This window comes from Sphingomonas natans, assembly GCF_030546695.1.
Classification (GTDB): domain Bacteria; phylum Pseudomonadota; class Alphaproteobacteria; order Sphingomonadales; family Sphingomonadaceae; genus Sphingomonas_I; species Sphingomonas_I natans.
This window is the reverse complement of sequence record NZ_JAUOTP010000005.1, coordinates 85,757-102,862: the sequence shown is the minus strand read 5'-3', so window position 1 is coordinate 102,862 and position 17,106 is coordinate 85,757. Positions and strand designations below refer to the sequence as shown.

Annotated in this window: 13 protein-coding genes; 10 read left to right on the top strand and 3 right to left on the bottom strand. The window is 69.1% G+C overall.

Features of this window, described 5'->3' with window-relative positions; genetic code table 11:
• Positions 1 to 200: 200 nt before the first annotated feature.
• Positions 201 to 932 carry a Crp/Fnr family transcriptional regulator gene (locus Q4F19_RS12325; RefSeq protein WP_303542974.1) on the bottom strand — a complete coding sequence of 244 codons (732 nt, stop codon included), beginning with the start codon at positions 930 to 932 and terminating at the stop codon, positions 201 to 203.
• Between the two features lie 183 nt (positions 933 to 1,115).
• Here Q4F19_RS12325 and Q4F19_RS12320 point away from each other — a divergent pair, with 183 nt between their 5' ends.
• Positions 1,116 to 2,501, top strand: a complete 1,386-nt coding sequence (locus Q4F19_RS12320) for a class I adenylate-forming enzyme family protein (RefSeq protein WP_303542972.1) — start codon at positions 1,116 to 1,118, stop codon at positions 2,499 to 2,501.
• A gap of 411 nt (positions 2,502 to 2,912) precedes the next feature.
• On the opposite strand, the gene Q4F19_RS12315 is transcribed toward Q4F19_RS12320, so the two are convergent.
• Positions 2,913 to 3,338 carry a DUF2141 domain-containing protein gene (locus Q4F19_RS12315; RefSeq protein ID WP_303542971.1) on the bottom strand — a complete coding sequence of 142 codons (426 nt, stop codon included), beginning with the start codon at positions 3,336 to 3,338 and terminating at the stop codon, positions 2,913 to 2,915.
• Between the two features lie 116 nt (positions 3,339 to 3,454).
• Here Q4F19_RS12315 and addB point away from each other — a divergent pair, with 116 nt between their 5' ends.
• The 7 genes from addB to Q4F19_RS12280 all read left to right on the top strand — a co-directional run bounded on the left by addB (position 3,455) and on the right by Q4F19_RS12280 (position 13,959).
• On the top strand, positions 3,455 to 6,403 hold the full coding sequence (gene addB / locus Q4F19_RS12310) for a double-strand break repair protein AddB (protein ID WP_303542969.1): 2,949 nt from the start codon (positions 3,455 to 3,457) through the stop codon (positions 6,401 to 6,403).
• Between the two features lie 139 nt (positions 6,404 to 6,542).
• On the top strand, positions 6,543 to 9,995 hold the full coding sequence (gene addA / locus Q4F19_RS12305) for a double-strand break repair helicase AddA (protein WP_303542967.1): 3,453 nt from the start codon (positions 6,543 to 6,545) through the stop codon (positions 9,993 to 9,995).
• 50 nt (positions 9,996 to 10,045) lie between these two features.
• Positions 10,046 to 10,369 carry a thioredoxin TrxA gene (gene trxA, locus Q4F19_RS12300; RefSeq protein WP_303542966.1) on the top strand — a complete coding sequence of 108 codons (324 nt, stop codon included), beginning with the start codon at positions 10,046 to 10,048 and terminating at the stop codon, positions 10,367 to 10,369.
• 114 nt (positions 10,370 to 10,483) lie between these two features.
• A complete protein-coding gene (locus Q4F19_RS12295; RefSeq protein WP_303542964.1) occupies positions 10,484 to 10,954 on the top strand; it encodes a DUF1465 family protein in 471 nt (156 codons plus the stop codon).
• Between the two features lie 214 nt (positions 10,955 to 11,168).
• Entirely contained in the window at positions 11,169 to 11,891 is a 723-nt protein-coding gene (locus Q4F19_RS12290) for an EF-hand domain-containing protein (RefSeq protein WP_303542962.1), read from the top strand.
• Complete coding sequence (locus Q4F19_RS12285; RefSeq protein ID WP_303542961.1) at positions 11,888 to 12,589, top strand: response regulator; 702 nt, start codon at positions 11,888 to 11,890, stop codon at positions 12,587 to 12,589. The genes Q4F19_RS12290 and Q4F19_RS12285 overlap by 4 nt, the downstream gene beginning before the upstream one ends.
• Positions 12,586 to 13,959 carry an ATP-binding protein gene (locus Q4F19_RS12280; protein WP_303542959.1) on the top strand — a complete coding sequence of 458 codons (1,374 nt, stop codon included), beginning with the start codon at positions 12,586 to 12,588 and terminating at the stop codon, positions 13,957 to 13,959. Before Q4F19_RS12285 ends, Q4F19_RS12280 begins: the two co-directional genes overlap by 4 nt.
• On the opposite strand, the gene Q4F19_RS12275 is transcribed toward Q4F19_RS12280, so the two are convergent.
• Positions 13,956 to 14,564 (bottom strand): Pr6Pr family membrane protein, encoded by a 609-nt coding sequence (locus Q4F19_RS12275; RefSeq protein WP_303542957.1) that lies wholly within the window; start codon positions 14,562 to 14,564, stop codon positions 13,956 to 13,958. The genes Q4F19_RS12280 and Q4F19_RS12275 overlap by 4 nt on opposite strands.
• Before the next feature lie 114 nt (positions 14,565 to 14,678).
• Here Q4F19_RS12275 and Q4F19_RS12270 point away from each other — a divergent pair, with 114 nt between their 5' ends.
• Positions 14,679 to 15,950 (top strand): thiamine pyrophosphate-dependent enzyme, encoded by a 1,272-nt coding sequence (locus Q4F19_RS12270; RefSeq protein WP_303542955.1) that lies wholly within the window; start codon positions 14,679 to 14,681, stop codon positions 15,948 to 15,950.
• Positions 15,951 to 16,101: 151 nt separating this feature from the next.
• Positions 16,102 to 17,106 (top strand): alpha-ketoacid dehydrogenase subunit beta, encoded by a 1,005-nt coding sequence (locus tag Q4F19_RS12265; RefSeq protein WP_303543394.1) that lies wholly within the window; start codon positions 16,102 to 16,104, stop codon positions 17,104 to 17,106.

The window sequence follows — 17,106 nt, the reverse complement described above, 5'->3', positions numbered from 1 at the left end:
CTGCTGGCTAAGGGCGTGGCGTAAATCTGTACGTGACATTTCTCCGATCGATGGGGCGGTCGCGTCTTGTGCGCATTGGAAAATGGTCTGTCGTAAACCCATGTTTGGATCGAACGCGGTCGCGCGCGGCGTGGCGTCGGTGCAACAAAATGTCGCACAGGTCCGAGGGGTTACGTGCCGATCGTCGCGTCAGCGCCGGATCACGCGGTAGGAACGGGCACCCTCTGTTTCGACAGATGCAGATAGATAGGATCGAAGTCGGTTGCCGCGCGGAGCGCCGCAATGTCCGAAATCGTGATCTGGCGCCGGCGGAAGCTCATCAGCCCCTCCTCACGCAGGCGTTTGAGCACGCGATTGACGTGCACGGGCGTCAGGCCGAGCGCGTCGCTCAGCTCCTCCTGCGTCAGCGGCATATCGAAGGTGCCATCGTCGGCCAGGCCGACATTGTGGAGCCTCGCGTGCAATTCGCAGATCAGATGGCCGACGCGGTCGAACGCATCTCTCCTGCCGAGATTGACGATCCAGGCGCGCAGGACGGCTTCGTCGACGAGGCTGGCCCACCAGAAAGCGCGCGCGATGCCGGGCCGCTCCGTCAGCTCCAGCATGCGTCCCCGCGGGACATAGGCGACCCGGCTTTCGGATATCGCGGCAATCCCATGATCCATCTCGTTGAAGATCGTCACGTGCGTGTCGCAAAAGTCGCCGGGGAGGAGGAAGGCGGTAATCTGGCGCGGGCCCGCGCGCAGCACCTTGTACCGGCAGGCCCAGCCTTCGATCATGACATGGACATGATCGGGACGTTCGCCGTCACGAATGATGTCACGACGTGCCGCAACCGTGCGCACGTCATCGAGCAGGCGGAGCACAAGGCTTTGATCCGCCGGCGAAAGGTCGCCGGCTGACAGGATTTTCGCAAGAAAGGCCTGGGACATCGGCCTCCCTAACATGGATCAGGAGGAAGGCCTATCGGCGCGTCCGTCGCGCAAATCGTGCAGCCGACCGTGGCGAATGCGGGGCGAGCGCGCCTCGTGAGACTATCGGAGCGTATCGAGCTCTGTCATCCCGAAGACGGCCTTTCGCCCGCCGATGAGGCCGAAAAAGGAGAGTTTGCCGCCATGTTCGATGCCTATGTCGCTCATCATGCCCGGCTGCGGCCTACCGCGCCGGCGATCGTGACCGCCGCCGGCGCGACCAGCTTCGCTACGTTCGACGCCGAAATCACGCGGACTGCGATATTGCTCCGAACTTTGGCGGGAGGGACGGACCGGCCCGTGGCGGTCGAGATCGAGAATGTTCGCCTCAACTGGCTCGTGACGCTGGCGCTGGCGCGACTGGGACTTCCCTCGGCGCCGGGCGCCGACCGGGATTGCCCGCTGCGCATATCCGATCGCGCCGCGGCCGATCCGACCCTGCTGATCGGCGAGCGGGAGATAGCGGCGATCCTGTCGGGTCCGGTGCCGATGCTTGCGCGGCCGGCGCGCGCGCCGGAGGATTGCGGACGAATCCTGCTTTCCTCGGGAACGACCGGGCAGGAAAAGCGGATCGCGCTGAGCTGGCGGATGATCGACGCGAGCATCCGCAATGTGCCGGTCACCTATGGCGCGATGCCGGGGCCGTGGCTGACGGCGACCGGCAACCATACGATCCTGGGCTTCGTGCTTGCGCTCGGCTGCTGGGGATTAGGCGAGGCACTGCTGATGCCCGATCGGCCGCTGGACGGGGCGCAACTCCGGGCGCTGCGCCCCAGGCTTGTGGCGATGACGCCGGGCCAGCTCGACCATCTGCTGGATGACCTGCCCGCAGATATGCCGAGGCAGAGCGTGCGCGTCGTGACCGGGGGTGGGCCGATGCCGCCCCGCTTGCTAGCGCGGACGCGGCGTGCGCTGACCGAGGACCTGATGAGCGTCTATGGCGCATCCGAATGCGGAGCCGTGGCGGTTGCGACGCCGGCGCTGTGCGATCGGGTGCCGTGGGCGGCGGGCGTCGTCCTGCCGGGCGTGACGGTGGAGATCGTCGACGAGTCCGGCGACGCGGTGGCAGTCGGCGCACTCGGCCATGTCCGCATCCGCAGCGATCGCACAGCCAATGCCTATCTGCGCGGGGAGGCCGATGCGTTTCGCGAGGGCTGGTTCTGGCCCGGCGATCTCGGCCGGCTCGACACGCAGGGGGTGCTCTGCCTGGAGGGCCGGGCCGACGACCTGATGAATCTGGGCGGGCAGAAGGTGTTGCCCGCGTGGATCGAGGCAGCGGCGCTGACCGCGCCCGGCGTGCGCGAGGCTGCGGCCTTCTCCCTGATCGATGACGACGGGTGGGAGCGCTGCTGGCTCGCCTTCGCGGTGGAGGACGGGTTCGAGGAGCAGGCGCTGGGCGAAGCGCTGCGTCCCCAGCTGGCAGCGGCGGAGCGGATCAGCTGGTTGCATGTCGATCGCCTGCCGCGCAACGCCATGGGCAAGATCGAGCGCAACCGGCTGCGCGATCTCGCGCGGACTATCACAGATTAGGAAATGTAAAAAAACGTTACCAATATTTCGCTTTATTGTCGTTCACCTTAACAAGACTGCGTGACATGCTGAATGATCAGCAATATAGAGGATAGGAAAATCATCGGTTGGTAAGGTCAGCGTATGCCGATTGCCTCGAAAAACCGGCGTGTCGCTGCGGCTTTTGCTTCGGGACGGTCAGCCGCGATCGGTTTCGGTTCGACCGCCGAATGCCCCTTCGCGATTTCGGATGCGACGCTACGGGCAGGATGGCTCGACGGCTTCATGAGCGGAAAGGCGGAGGCCGGCGACAAGGCTCAAGGCCAGCATCATTCCGGGACGACTTCGCTCGATCGATTGATCAACGGCGGTTGAGACGGCCGGCCGGGCGATCCGCCCGCCGATGCGAATGGCGACGGACCCGACCGCGGCTCACCCGAAATAATTGTTGAGCTTCACCGCGAGCTTCTGATCGGGGGCGCCGTGCGTGAAGACGGAATCGCCGAAGCGCGGCGGGCGCAGCGGTAGGCCTTTCATCCCGGAAAAACCGAAGTCCTCCTTCGGGATGCCGAGCCAGCGATCGAGCGCGCCGTTCGCATTGACGTCATGGAACGCCATCGCCGCATAATCACCGGGCGGCACGTTGCGGAAGGTGACGACGACGATACCAGCGCGCGCCGGGGCATGCGCGCCGAGTACGCATTTGCCGAGGAAGTGCTGGCGATCGCACAGCTGGACCATCACCATGCCCTTGTCCGAGCGCACATTCTCGACCGTTACCTCGACCGCGCCGCCATTCAGCATGGCGGGCGCGGCGGCGAGCGTGGCGGCGGCGAGAAGGATCGGGGCAGGCGGCAAGGCGTTCTCCCGGCCCGAGCGGAGATCCGGGGCCAGCTCCCAGGGCCCTAGCCGACAGGCGCGCGGGCGCAAATGTTCGAGTTTCGGTTCGTCCCAAGTGCGGCTAGGCTCGTCGCGTGCCCGTTGCCGATCATCCGCAGATTTACACGATTCCGCCGCACCGCGCCTTCGCCGATGCGCTGGCGGCGGGGCTGATCGCGCGCTTCGGCGGCGAGCCGCTCGGGCTGGCGCGCGGAATCGTGCTGCTGCCCAACAATCGCGCCAGGCGCGCGATTCGCGATGCGTTCGTGCGCGCGAGCGGAGGGGCATTGCTGTTGCCGCGGCTCGTCTCGATCGGCGATCCGGCGCTGGACGAGGCGATCGGCGCGGCGCTGGATCCGGTCGACGCGCCGGTGATCCCGCCCGCGATCGATCCCGTCGCACGGCAGCTGATCCTCGCCCGGCTGATCGAGCGGGCACGCGAGGGCAGCGGCGCAGGCGTGGATGCGGGCGAGGCGATGCGGCTTGCCGCCGATCTCGGGCGCACGCTCGACCAGCTGATCGTGGAGGGCGTGCCACCCGAAAATCTGCGCGATGCCGTGCCCGAGGAGCTCGCGGAGCATTGGCAGGCGAGCCTCGCGGTGCTGGCGGTGGTGCTCGACCAGTGGCCGGTTGAGCTGGCGCGGCGCGGACGGATCGATCTGGCGGACCGGCGCAACCGGCTGATCGTGGCGACCGCGGCGCGCTGGCGGAGCGAGCCGCCGGGCGGGTTCGTCGTCGCGGCGGGGATCAGCGCGGCGGGGCCGGCGGTCGGCGAATTGCTGCGGACGGTGTCACGACTGGAGCGCGGCATGGTCGTGCTCGCCGGGCTCGATCGGGCGATGCCCGAGGAGGAATGGGAGGCGCTGCGCGGCGCCGAGGGAATCGACGGGATCGAGACGCATCCGCAATTCGGCCTGTCGCGGCTGCTGGAGCGGATCGGCGTGGCGCGCGGCGAGGTGCGGCTGTGGCGACCGGCCGGGGCGGAGGGTGCGCGATCGGCGCGCAGCGTCGCGATCGGCAATGCGATGACGCCGGCGGGCTTCACCGACAAATGGCAGGTGCTCAAGCCCCACCAGCGGCGCTTGAGCCATGTGCGCGCGGTGGAGCTGGCCAACCCGGCGGCCGAGGCGCAGGCGATCGCGCTGGCGCTGCGCGAGGCACTGGAGGTGCCGGGGCGGACCGCGGCGCTCGTCACGCCCGATCGCGCGCTGGCCCTGCGCGTGGCGCAGCATCTGAAGCGCTGGGGGATCGATGCGGACGACAGCGCGGGGCGGCCGCTGGCGCTGATGCCGTCGGGGACGTTGCTGCTCGCGCTGGCCGAGGCGATCGCGGCCGACTTCGCGCCGGTGCCATTGCTGGCCCTGCTCAAGCATCCTTTGGTGCGCTCGGGCGAGGCGCGGACGGCGTGGCTGGAGGATGTGCGGAGGCTGGATCGCGCGCTGCGGGGACCGCGGCCGGGGCCGGGGCTTGACGGGATAGCGCGCTTCCTGGCCGAGGGCGACGGATGGAGCGCGCGCGATCGCGAGGCGGCGCGCGCGCCGTGGCTCAGGATATCCGAAGTGCTGACGCCGTTCCTGGCGCCCGTGAAACCCACCCTCGGCGGGCTGCTCGCGCTTGTCCGCGAGGGCGCGAGCGCGCTTGCGGGCGATGCGGCGTGGAGCCGGCCGGCGGGGCGCGCGGCGGCGGATATCGTCGCGGCGCTGGAGGAAGGCGCGCCCGACGGACCGGTGCGGATCGACGTCGCGACCTTTCCGGCGCTGCTCCGCGCGGCGCTGGAGCAGGTGGCGGTGCGGCCGCCGCAGGGCGGGCATCCGCGCCTGTTCATCTGGGGGCTGATCGATGCGCGGCTGCAGCGCGCGGACCTGATGGTGCTGGGCGGGCTCAACGAGGGCGTGTGGCCGGCCTTGCCCGCGCCCGATCCGTGGCTGGCGCCCGCGATACGGCGCGCTCTGGGGCTGCCTGGGCTGGAGCGGCGGATCGGCGCGGAGGCGGAGGAGTTCGCCGCCGCTCTGGGCGCTCCGCAGGTGCTGCTGACGCGCAGCCGCCGCGATGCGCGCGCGCCGGCGATCGCCTCGCGCTTCTGGCTCCGGCTCGATGCGATGACCGGGCGGCTGCCGCGCGCGCATCAAATGGCGCGCTGGGCGGATGCGCTCGACCGGCCCGAGATATTCGCGCCTGCCGACCAGCCCGCGCCGGTGCCGCCGGTCGCGGATCGACCGCGGCGGATCGCGGTGACCAAGCTCGATCGGCTGAAGGCGGATCCGTTCGCTTTCTATGCGGATGCGATGCTGCGGCTGCGGACGATGGACGCGGTGGATGCTGATCCGAGCCCCGCGTGGCGCGGCAGCGCGGTCCACGCAATCCTCGATGCGTGGTTCAAGCAGGATCAGTGCGACCCGGCGCGCTTACGCGCGCGGGCGGAGGCGTTGCTCGGCGAGGCGGCGGCGCATCCGGTGTTGCGGGCGCTGTGGAGCCCGCGGCTGCTGGAGGCGATCGACTGGATCGCGGCGACGGTGGCCGAGGATGAAGCGGCGGGGCGGCGGCCGATCGCGGCGGAGATCAAGGGCCGGATCGCGCTGCACGGGATCGAGTTGGAGGGGACGGCGGACCGGATCGATCGCGATGCTGCGGGCAAGCTCGGAATCGTCGACTACAAGACGGGCAAGCCGCCGTCGAAGCGCGCGGTGGCGGAAGGCTATTCGATGCAGCTCGGGCTGCTCGGGCTGATCGCCGAGCAAAACGGGTTCCAGGATGTGACGGGCCTGCCAGGCACGTTCGAATATTGGTCGCTGGCGGCGAAGAAGAGCGAGCTCGGTTATCGCGACAGCCCGGTGGGGCTGAACAAGAAAGGCGAGGGGATCGCGCCCGAGGATTTCACGACGCGCGCGGCCGGCGTGCTGGGCGAGGCGGTGCGTACGTGGCTGACCGGGGACGCTCCGTTCGTGGCGAAGCTGCACCCGGAATATGCGTCTTATGGCGATTATGACCAGCTGATGCGGCTCGACGAATGGTATGGCCGCGTCGCGCGCAGGACCGAGCCGTGAGCGCGGGTATCAAGCTCCTCCCGTGCAAGGAGAGATGGCATCGCGCAGCGATGACGGAGGGGTATCGCGCCCACGAGAGGGCGACACCCCTCCACCGTCCTTCGGCCGGTCCCCCTCCCCTTGCAGGGGAGGATTGCCGGTGAGCGCGCGGATCGACTTGCTCCGGCGCTTGCAGGGTGCGCAGGCGGATGCGTCGGATCCGCGGCGGCAGGTGTGGCTGTCGGCTTCGGCGGGCACGGGCAAGACGCATGTGCTGACCGCGCGCGTGTTGCGGCTGTTGCTGACGGGGGCGCAGCCCTCCTCGATCCTGTGCTTGACCTTCACCAAGGCGGGCGCGGCGGAGATGGCGGAGCGGATCCAGAGCCGGCTGGCGAGCTGGGTGCGGCTGGACGAGGCGAAGCTCGCGAAAGAGCTGTTCGCGCTCGGCGAGCCGAATGACGTGAATGCGATCCGGCGGGCGCGGCGGCTGTTCGCGCGGGTGCTGGATGCGCCGGGCGGTGGCCTGCGCATCCAGACGATCCATGCGTTCGCGCAGACGCTGCTGGCGGCGTTTCCGGCCGAGGCGGGGCTGGCGCCGGGGTTCAAGCCGCTCGACGGGCGCGCCGAGGCGGCGTTGGCGCGCGAGACGCTGGCACGGCTGCTCGCCGAGGCCGAGAGCGGTGGCGATCTGGGGCTGGTGCGCGACGTGCAGGTGCTTAGCCGCCGGCTGGGAGAGCAGGCGGCGGAACGTTATTTGCGGCTGTGCGCGCGATCGCCGCGGGCCTTGGCGGCGCTGGGGAGCCGCGAGGGGCTGGAGGCGCGCATCCGGGTCGGGCTGGGCGTGTGGCTGGGCGATATCGAGGCGCGCATCGCTGAGGCCTGCGCGGAAGGCGTGTTCGACTGTTCGAGCCTGCGCGCGATCGCGGATGCCAACCGGGCGTGGGGGACCAAGACCGGGCTGGAACATGCCGGGCTGGCCGAGGCGTTCCTCGAAGCAGGGCCAAGCGCGCGCGCGGCGATGCTGGAAGAGGTGATCGGCGTCGCGCGGACGAAGGCGGGCGATCCGCGCAGCCATTCGCCCAAATTGTTCGATTGTGATCCGGGGCATGGCGACAATTGCGAGGCGCTGGCCGAGGCGGTCGAGCTGCTCGTGCAGCAGCGACGCGGGGCGGAGCTGGCTGGCCTGATCGGGGCGGGGCTGCGCGCGGGCCAGGCTTATGCGGCCGCGTATAGCCAAGCCAAGCGCGCGGCCGGAGCGGTGGATTTCGACGATCTGATCCGGCTCGTGCTGGACCTGCTCGATCGACCCGGCATCGGCGACTGGATCCGCTTCAAGCTGGACCGGCGCGTCGATCATCTGCTGATCGACGAGGGGCAGGACACGAACGCGCAGCAATGGCGCATCGTGCGCGCGCTGGCCGACGATTTTTTCGCGGGCGATCCCGAGGAGCACGAGCGGCTCCACCGGACGATCTTTTCGGTCGGCGATTTCAAGCAGGCGATCTTCGGCTTCCAAGGGACCGATCCGTTCGCCTTTGCCGCCGCACGCGAATATTTCGGGCGGCAGATCGAGGCGGGCGCGCTGGATCTGGATCGGCTGTCGCTCGATCGCTCGTTCCGCTCGACGCCGCCGATCCTGACTTTGGTCGATCGGATCGTCTCCGATCTGGGCGGCGAGGCGCTGGGGCTCGTCGACGAGCCCGAGCCGCATGTGAGCGCCAAGATCGACAAGCCGGGGATCGTCACGCTGCTGGCGCCGATGTCGCTCGCCGGGGGCGATGCGGGCGAGGACGAGGGCGACGAGGGCTGGCTCGACGATGCGACACGCGGCTTCGCGCAGCGGCTGGCGCAGCAGATCCGCGCGTGGCTGGACGAGGGGCTGTGGCTGCCGGGCAAGGGGCGCGCGCTGCGGCCCGAGGACATCCTCATCCTCGTCCGCCGGCGGGGCGATCTCGCCTCGCTGATCGTCGCGCGGCTGCATGCCGAGAGCGTGCCCGTGGCGGGGGTCGATCGGCTGCGGCTGGATGCGCCGCTGGCGGTGCGCGATCTGATGGCGGCGATCCGCTTCGTGCTGCAGCCGGGCGACGATCTGAGCCTGGCGGGATTGCTCGTCTCACCTCTGTTCGGGCTGACGCAGGACGAGCTGTACGCGATCGGCTTCGGGCGAAAGGGAACGTTGTGGGCGGCGCTGCAGGCGCATGGCGATCATGCGCCGACGGTGGGTTTCCTGCGCGCAATCCTCGACGCGGCCGACTTCACGACGCCCTACGGCTTCCTCGAGACGATCCTGACCGGGCCGATGGACGGGCGGTGCAAGTTGCTCGGGCGGCTGGGGCAGGAGGCGCGCGATCCGATCGAGGAACTGCTCAACGCGGCTCTGCTGTTCGAGAGCGAGGCGACGCCGACCTTGCAGCGCTTCCTCGACTGGTTCGATCGCGGCGAGGTGGAGGTGACGCGCGACCCCTCCGCGCCGCTCGACGCGGTGCGGGTGATGACGGTGCATGGCGCGAAGGGGCTGCAGGCGCCGCTCGTGATCCTCGCGGATGCGACGGGCGACCCCAAGCGGCAGCCTGCGCGCGACGTGAGCTGGGTGATCGAGGAGGAGAGCGAGGCGGTGCCGATCGTGCGGCCGCGCAAGGACGAGCGGATCGGCCCGCTCGACGCGCGCATCGCCGAGATCGAGCGGCGCGAGCGCGAGGAGCATTGGCGGCTGCTGTACGTGGCGGTGACGCGCGCCGAGGAACGGCTCGTGATCGGCGGCGCGCTGGGGCCCGCGGCCCGCGGCCAGCCGCCGGCCGAGAGCTGGTATGCCGCGATCGAGCAAGCGATGATCGGACTGGGCGCGGACGCGGTGGCCGACCCCTTGTGGGCCTCGGCGCGCCATTATCAGGGCGAGACGCCGGCCTTGAGCGTCGTGCGAGCCAGTCCGATGCCGGCGGCTGCGCGGGCGGCTTCGCCCATGCCCGATTGGGCGCGACGCGCGGCACCGGTCGAGCAATTGCCGCCGCGGCCGCTCGCGCCGTCTTCGCTGGGCGACGATCTCGCGGCCGATCCGCCGCCGAGCCCGGCGATGCGCGCGGCGGCGGAGCGGGGGCGGTTGCTCCATTCTCTGTTCGAGCGCTTGCCCGCGCTGGGGGCGGAGCAGCGCGGGGCGGCAGCGGAGCGCTGGCTGACGGGCGCGGGCGGGGTTGCCGATCCCGGCATGGCGCGCGCGCTGGCCGAGGATGCGTGCCGGATCCTGTCCGATCCTGCGCTCGGCGAGATCTTCTCGCCCGACGCCCTCGCCGAAGCGCCGATCGCGGCGGTGGTGGAGGGCGGCTATGTCGTGGCGGGCACGGTCGATCGGTTGCTGGTGAGGGACGATCGGGTGCTGGTGCTCGACTATAAGACGGGCCGGGCGATGCCGGACCGGGCCGAGGATGCGCCCGTGCATCACCTGCGGCAGATGGCGGCCTATGCCGAGGCGCTCGGCCGGATCTTTCCCGGACGGCGGATCGAGGCGGCGTTGCTCTATACGGCGGGGCCGCGTCTGTTCCCGCTGTCGCCGGCGCTGCTGGCGCGCCACAAGCCGGACTATGCCGGCCCGCAGCAAAAGCTCGCACTGGAGAGTTGAGGGACGCGCCTGCCCTGCCTACATCCGTCTCAACTCAAGGAGTAATACCGATGGCGACCAAGAAGATCACCGACACCTCGTTCGATAGCGACGTGCTGAAGGCGGGCGGGCCGGTGCTGGTCGATTTCTGGGCGGAATGGTGCGGGCCGTGCCGGATGATCGGGCCTGCGCTGGAGGAGCTTTCCGAGGAGCTCGGCGAAAAGGTGACGATCACGAAAATCAATATCGACGAGAATCCCGAGACGCCGGGCAAGTATGGCGTGCGCGGCATCCCGACGATGATCCTGTTCAAGGATGGCCTGCCCGCCGCGACCAAGGTCGGCGCGGCGCCGAAGAGCGCGCTCAAGGGCTGGCTGGAACAGTCGCTCGCCTGATCTGGCCGGTGCTCGCGCTTGCGCGAGCACCGCTCTACACTCGTCGCATAAACCCTATCCGGTAACCCATCGCGACCGTGCCTGTGGCATGATCGCGCTGGGAGCGATTCGAGCATGACCAATCCCGCTTTCGGCGGCACCACCCTCGCGGCACGGCTCGTGGACGCGCTCTACACCGAAGCGATGCTTCTGGCGGACGAGACGCGCGGCTATTTCGACGATGCCGGCCAGATCGAGCGCGATGCGCTGCCGCCCCGGCTGCGCGTGGAATTCGCCTGCGAGGCGCTGAAGGCGACGACGCGGCTGATGCAGGTGATCGGCTGGCTGCTGATGCGCAAGGCCGTGCATGCCGGCGAACTGCCCGAGGGATCGGGCACCGCCGACAATCGCCGGCTCGGCGAGGCGCCGCCGCTGGACCCGGCGGTGGTGACGCGGCTGCCGCACGCGGCGCGGCGGCTGCTCGCCAATGGCGAGGATCTCTATCAGCGCGTGCGGCGGATGGACGAGGGGATCGAGGCGCCCGCGGCCGAGCCGACGGCGAGTCCGGCGCTGTCGCTGCTGCATCGGCTGGAGCGGTCGCTTTAAGGGGCGACTCCTTAGGCTTTCACCGTTCGGTTCGAGCAGCATCGAGCGTGTCGAGATGCGCCCGTCGAGAACTTCGGGCGACTTCTCGACTGCGTTCTCGACAAGCTCGAACTTCGCTCGAAGCGAACGGCTAGGGGACGGGGCGATCGAACGCCTCTTCCCATTTCACGACTGCAATCTTGTGGAAGCAGGCGCGCCTAGTAAGCGTGGACCGATGCTGTTTCCCCGCACCCTTCTGCTCACGATCGCGCTCGCCGCCGGACCGGCCTGGGCCGCGCCAGCGCCGAAGATTCCCGATGGCGCGCCTTATTGCGCGCCGCCGGGGACCAAGCCCGTCTTCCTCTCGCCGATGGGCGAGCCGTTTCGCGGGCAAGCGGGGCAGGCCTATCCCGCTATAACCTGGTTCGCAGGGGCCGATGCCGATCATGACGGGGCGGTCTCGCGCGCGGAATTCGTCCGCGATGCCGAGCGCTTCTTCAAGACGATCGATCTCGACCATGACGGGCGGATCGTGCCCGAGGAGATCGCAGCCTATGAGCGCGACGTCGCGCCCGAGATCGCGCTCTACAGCCGCTCGCGCGAGTATCTCGAAGTGCCGACGAAGCGCAGCAAGAACGAATCCGAAAATTATGGCGGGGCGATGGGGGCGGGGCGCTATGCCTGGCTCAACGTGCCGCAGCCGGTCGTGTCGGCGGATAGCGACTTCAATCGCGTGATCGACGTCGGCGAGTTCCGGCAGGCCGCGTCGCGGCGCTTCGATACGCTGACGCAAGGTGCTGGCAAGCTGGTACTGGCGGCGATGCCGCGCACGCCGTTCCAGATCGCGATCGAGGGGCCGTGTCGCCCTCGCCCGAAACCGGAGATCGGCAAGAACGGCGAACGCCGCGACGGCCCCGACACCGACGACCGCGCCCAGGGGGAGGGGCCGCCCCGATGAACGATCCGACCGCCCGCCTGCTCGTCGTCGACGACGATGCCGAATTGCGCACGCTGATCGCCGATTTCCTGAGCGGGAGCGGCTATGAGGTGACGAGCGCCGCCAACGCCGTGGAAATGGACGAAGCGCTCGCGCAGGAGACGTACGACCTGATCGTGCTGGACCTGATGATGCCGGGCGAGGACGGGCTTTCGGTGCTGCGGCGGCTGCGCGGCGGCGGCGGGCCGGCGATCATCATGCTTTCGGCGATGGGCGAGGATACCGACCGGATCGTCGGGCTCGAAGTCGGCGCGGACGATTATCTGGCGAAGCCCTGCAATCCGCGCGAGCTGCTCGCGCGCGTCCGGGCGCTGCTGCGGCGGCGCGCGGAGCTGCCGGCGACGGGCTCGGGCGCGAAGGTGCGGCGCTTCGGCGTGTGGGCGCTCGATATCGTCCAGCGGCGGATCACTAGGACGGGCACGGCGCCCGTGCAGCTGACCGACGCCGAGTTCCGGACGCTGACCGCTTTCCTCGACCGGCCGCAGCGCGTGCTGACGCGCGACCAATTGATCGAACATGCCAAGGGGCTGTCGAGCGATGTCTTCGATCGCGCGATCGACGTGACGATCAGCCGGCTGCGCAAGAAATTGGCGCCCGAGGATCCGATCCGGACGGTGCGCAACGAAGGCTATATGTTCATGCAGAAGGTCGAGGGGTGATCGCTCGGCTGCGGGGTCTGCCGCTCGTCTGGCAGACGTTGATGCTGCTGATCGCGAGCGTCGCCATCGCGCAAGCGGTGGGGATCCTCGTGCTCATCATCTCGCCGCCGCCGCGGCCCGATTTCAACCGGATGGGCGACATCACCGCGGCGCTGACCGGCGGCGAGCATGTGCCTGCGCGCGAGCGGCGCGGGCACGCGCGCGACCGGGGCGATCGCGAGCGCGAGCTTTCGGTGCATCGCGAGACGGCGCCGCCGGGGCCGCGGCCGCGGATGGTGTCTGATCCCGCGTTCGTCCGTGCGCTGGCCGAGCGGCTGCATGTCGGCGACGCGAATGTGCGGCTGTTTTTCGAACCCGACCGGCCCGGCTATCGATTGTTCGGCGCGCGCGGACGCAAGCCCGTCTATACGCGCGACGACGGCGAGCAGATCTTCTTCACGCCGGTCGTCGCGGGCGTGCGATCGGGCGACGGCTGGACCGTCGCCGAGACGGCGCCGCCGCCCTTGATCCTGCCCTGGCAGCGGCGGACGATCCTGTGGTTCGGCTTGAGCATCCTGCTGATCCTGCCGCTCGCCTGGATGTTCGCGCGCGCGCTGACGCGGCCGATCCGCAATCTGGCCGACGCGGCCGACCAGCTCGGCACCGATCCGACCGCGGCGCCGCTCGCCGAGGAGGAAGGGCCGGCCGAGCTGCGCGTGACCGCGCGCGCGCTCAACCGAATGCAGGGCCGGCTGTCCGATTATGTCGGCGAGCGGACCGCGATGATCGGCGCGATCGCGCACGATCTGCGCACGCCGCTCGCGCGGATCGCCTTCCGGATCGAGGGCGCGTCCGATCCGGTGCGCGAGAAAGTGCTCGCCGATGTCGAGCAGATGCGCGCGATGCTGGCGGCGACCATCGGCTTCGTGCGCAATACCGATACGAGCGGGCCGCGCGTGCCCGTCGACCTCGCCGCCCTGCTCGTTGCGCTGGCCGAGCAGGAGAGCGACATCGGGCGGGAGGTGGCACCCGGCGTGATCCAGCCGGCGATGGTGCTCGGCGATCCGCTGGCGCTGGAGCGATTGTTCCAGAATCTGATCGACAATGGCATCGCTTATGGCGGGCGCGTGACCGTGGCGGTGAGGGCCGAGCAGGGCGCGGCGATCGTCGCGATCTCGGACGAGGGACCCGGGATGGACGAGGCGCTGCTCAAGCGCGCCTTCCAGCCGTTCGTGCGCGGCGAGCCCTCGCGCAATCGCGATACGGGCGGGATCGGGCTGGGGCTTACGATCGCGCGTGCGATCGCGGAGAATCATGGCGGAACACTCGCGCTCGCCAATCGCACAGGCGGCGGGCTGGAGGCGACGTTGCGGTTGCCGCTTTCGGCCTAGCGGCGGCCGAGCCGCCGATCGAGCAGCACCATCAGGTGGCCGCAGACGAGGAACGCCGCCGAGATGCCGATCACATAAGCGCTGACCCCCGCCCAGCCGATCTTGCGCGGATCGATGAACGGATAGGGATAGTCGCCCCCCGTGGCGCCGCGGACGAGCGCATAGCCGAGATAGACGATCGGGAAGATCGCGATCAGCCAGGGATCGCGCGCGCGTAAGCGGCCCTTCTCGGCGAGGAAGAACCATGCGCCGACGGTAAGCAAGGGCACGGCATCGTGGAGCAAGGCGGAGGAGACGAGCCGCCAGCCCGTCGGGTGGAGGATCCGGCGCAGCATCAGTTCGAACACCGAGCCGACGAGCGCCATCGTCATCGCAAGCCCGCCGATCAGGAGCGGATGACGCAGACGCGGCGCTCCGAAGGCGATGCCGGTGAAGACGATCGCGACCGTCAGGTTCGACAGCATCGTGAAGAACAGAGCGAGCCGCCAAAGCGTCGGCGCGAGTGCGTGATAGCGCGCGAAGACGAGGAAGACCTCCATGATCAGCCCGCTCCAGCCGCACAGGGCGATCGCCCCTGCCCATAGCCGCCAGCGTCGCTCCATCATCCGGCCCGTCTCCCGCTCGCTTGTGGCCCTGCTATTCTTTTGTTACGCCTTCGTGAAAGATAATGTCGCGACGCAACGGGGTTAACCGGCGCGCGTTGGCAGAGGATGGATGAAATGGCCGACCCGAGGGCCCCGAGCAACCTGCCGCCTTTGGCGCTGCACGTGCCCGAGCCGCAATTCCGCCCCGGCGACGCGGTGGACTTCGCGTCGTTCGATCGCGGCGAAGCCGGCGCGGTCGCGCGGCCCGATACGGCCGAGAAGGCGGATGCGCTGCGGACGCTGCCTTACGCGCTGATCCGCGTGCTCGACGACGAAGGCAAGGCGCAAGGCCCGTGGAACCCGCGGCTCGATGCCGATCGGCTGCGCGCGATGCTCCGCCACATGGCGCTGACCCGCGCCTTCGACGAGCGCATGTATCGCGCGCAGCGTCAGGGCAAGACGAGCTTCTACATGAAGTGCACGGGCGAGGAGGCGACCTCGGTCGGCGCGGCGCATGCGCTGGACCACGACGACATGTGCTTCCCCTCCTATCGCCAGCAGGGGCTGCTGATCGCGCGCGATTGGCCGATCGGCGACATGATGTGCCAGATCTATTCGAACAGCGGCGATCGGCTGAAGGGCCGGCAGATGCCGATCATGTATTCGGCGCGCGACGCGGGCTTCTTCTCCATCTCGGGCAACCTCGCGACGCAATATCCGCAGGCGGTGGGCTTCGCGATGGCGAGCGCGGCGAAGGGCGACAGCCGGATCGCGGCGAGCTGGGTCGGCGAGGGATCGACCGCCGAGGGCGACTTCCATTCGGCCTGCACCTTCGCCAGCGTCTATCGCGCGCCGGTGATCCTCAACGTGATCAACAACCAGTGGGCGATCTCGTCTTTTTCGGGCTTTGCCGGCGCCGAAGCGACGACCTTCGCGGCGCGCGCGATCGGCTATGGCATCGCCGGGCTGAGGGTGGACGGCAACGACATCCTTGCCGTCTACGCGGCGACCCTGTGGGCGGCTGAGCGCGCGCGGGGCAATCACGGACCGACCCTGATCGAGCATTTCACCTATCGGGCGGAGGGCCATTCCACCTCGGACGACCCGAGCAAATATCGCTCGGCCGAGGAGCGCGGCAAATGGCCGCTCGGCGATCCGGTCGCGCGGCTGAAGCAGCATCTGATCGCGCTTGGTGAGTGGGACGATGCCCGGCACGAGGCGATGGACAAGGAACTTGCCGAATATGTGCGCGACGAGGGCCGCAAGGCGGAGGCTTTGGGGACGCTGCACGACGGGCTGAGCCAGCCCTTCACGACGATGTTCGAAGATATATTCGAGGAGCAGCCCTGGCATCTGAAGGAGCAATCCGAGCAGATGCAGGCCGAGCGCAAGGCGGCGGGGATATGAGAGCGTGTGCCCCAGCGCACCCGTTTGCCCTGAGCTTGTCGAAGGGCGGTTCTTCTCTTCGCTCTGCCGAAGAACAAGGACGGTGCTTCGACAGGCTCAGCACGAACGGATCGAGGGCTCGGGGATGAGCGAGGAACCCGAAACCCGCGCGATGAACATGATCCAGGCGATCAATTCCGCGCTCGACATCGCGATGGGGCGCGATTCCGAGATCGTCGTGCTGGGCGAGGATGTCGGCTTCTTCGGGGGCGTGTTCAAGGCGACCGAAGGCCTGCAGGCCAAGCATGGCAAGAACCGCGTGTTCGACACACCGATCAGCGAATGCGGGATCATCGGCGTCGCGGTCGGCATGGCGACCTATGGGCTGCGGCCCGTGCCGGAGATCCAGTTCGCCGATTATATCTACCCCGCGCTCGACCAGCTCGTGAGCGAAGCGGCGCGACTGCGCTATCGATCGGCGGGCGAATATACCGCGCCGATCACGGTGCGCACCCCGTTTGGCGGGGGAATCTTCGGCGGGCAGACGCACAGCCAGAGCCCGGAAGGCATCTTCACGCATGTCGCGGGGCTGAAGACGGTGATCCCGTCCAATCCCTATGACGCCAAGGGCCTGCTGATCTCAGCGATCGAGGACAATGATCCGGTGATCTTCTTCGAGCCCAAGCGCATCTATAACGGGCCGTTCGACGGCCATTACGACCGGCCGGTGACGCCCTGGGCCAAGCATCCCCAGGCGCAGGTGCCCGAGGGCTATTATCGCATCCCTCTCGGCAAGGCGGCGGTCGTGCGCGCGGGCGAGGCCGCGACTTTGCTCTGCTACGGGACGATGGTGCATGTCGCGCTCGGCGTGGCCGAGGAGACGGGCGTCGACGTCGAGGTGATCGACCTGCGCACTCTGGTGCCGCTCGATATCGAGACAATCGAGGCGTCGGTGCGCAAGACCGGGCGCTGCATCGTGCTGCACGAGGCGACGCGGACGGGCGGCTTCGGTGCGGAGCTGGCGGCGCTCGTGCAGGAGCGTTGCTTTTATTCGCTCGAGGCGCCGGTGGAACGCGTCACGGGCTGGGACACGCCCTATCCGCACAGCCTGGAATGGGCCTATTTTCCGGGGCCGGTGCGGCTGACGCAGGCGCTGAAGCGCGTGATGGAGGGCTGA

What these genes read in the sequence shown, in the direction of transcription:
- trxA (WP_303542966.1), top strand. Translation starts at nt 10,046, where the DNA reads ATGGCGACCAAGAAGATCACCGACACCTCGTTCGATAGCGACGTGCTG.
- Q4F19_RS12270 (WP_303542955.1), top strand. Translation starts at nt 14,679, where the DNA reads ATGGCCGACCCGAGGGCCCCGAGCAACCTGCCGCCTTTGGCGCTGCAC.
- Q4F19_RS12325 (WP_303542974.1), bottom strand. Translation starts at nt 932, where the DNA reads ATGTCCCAGGCCTTTCTTGCGAAAATCCTGTCAGCCGGCGACCTTTCG.
- Q4F19_RS12295 (WP_303542964.1), top strand. Translation starts at nt 10,484, where the DNA reads ATGACCAATCCCGCTTTCGGCGGCACCACCCTCGCGGCACGGCTCGTG.
- Q4F19_RS12290 (WP_303542962.1), top strand. Translation starts at nt 11,169, where the DNA reads ATGCTGTTTCCCCGCACCCTTCTGCTCACGATCGCGCTCGCCGCCGGA.
- Q4F19_RS12320 (WP_303542972.1), top strand. Translation starts at nt 1,116, where the DNA reads ATGTTCGATGCCTATGTCGCTCATCATGCCCGGCTGCGGCCTACCGCG.
- Q4F19_RS12265 (WP_303543394.1), top strand. Translation starts at nt 16,102, where the DNA reads ATGAACATGATCCAGGCGATCAATTCCGCGCTCGACATCGCGATGGGG.
- Q4F19_RS12275 (WP_303542957.1), bottom strand. Translation starts at nt 14,564, where the DNA reads ATGATGGAGCGACGCTGGCGGCTATGGGCAGGGGCGATCGCCCTGTGC.
- Q4F19_RS12285 (WP_303542961.1), top strand. Translation starts at nt 11,888, where the DNA reads ATGAACGATCCGACCGCCCGCCTGCTCGTCGTCGACGACGATGCCGAA.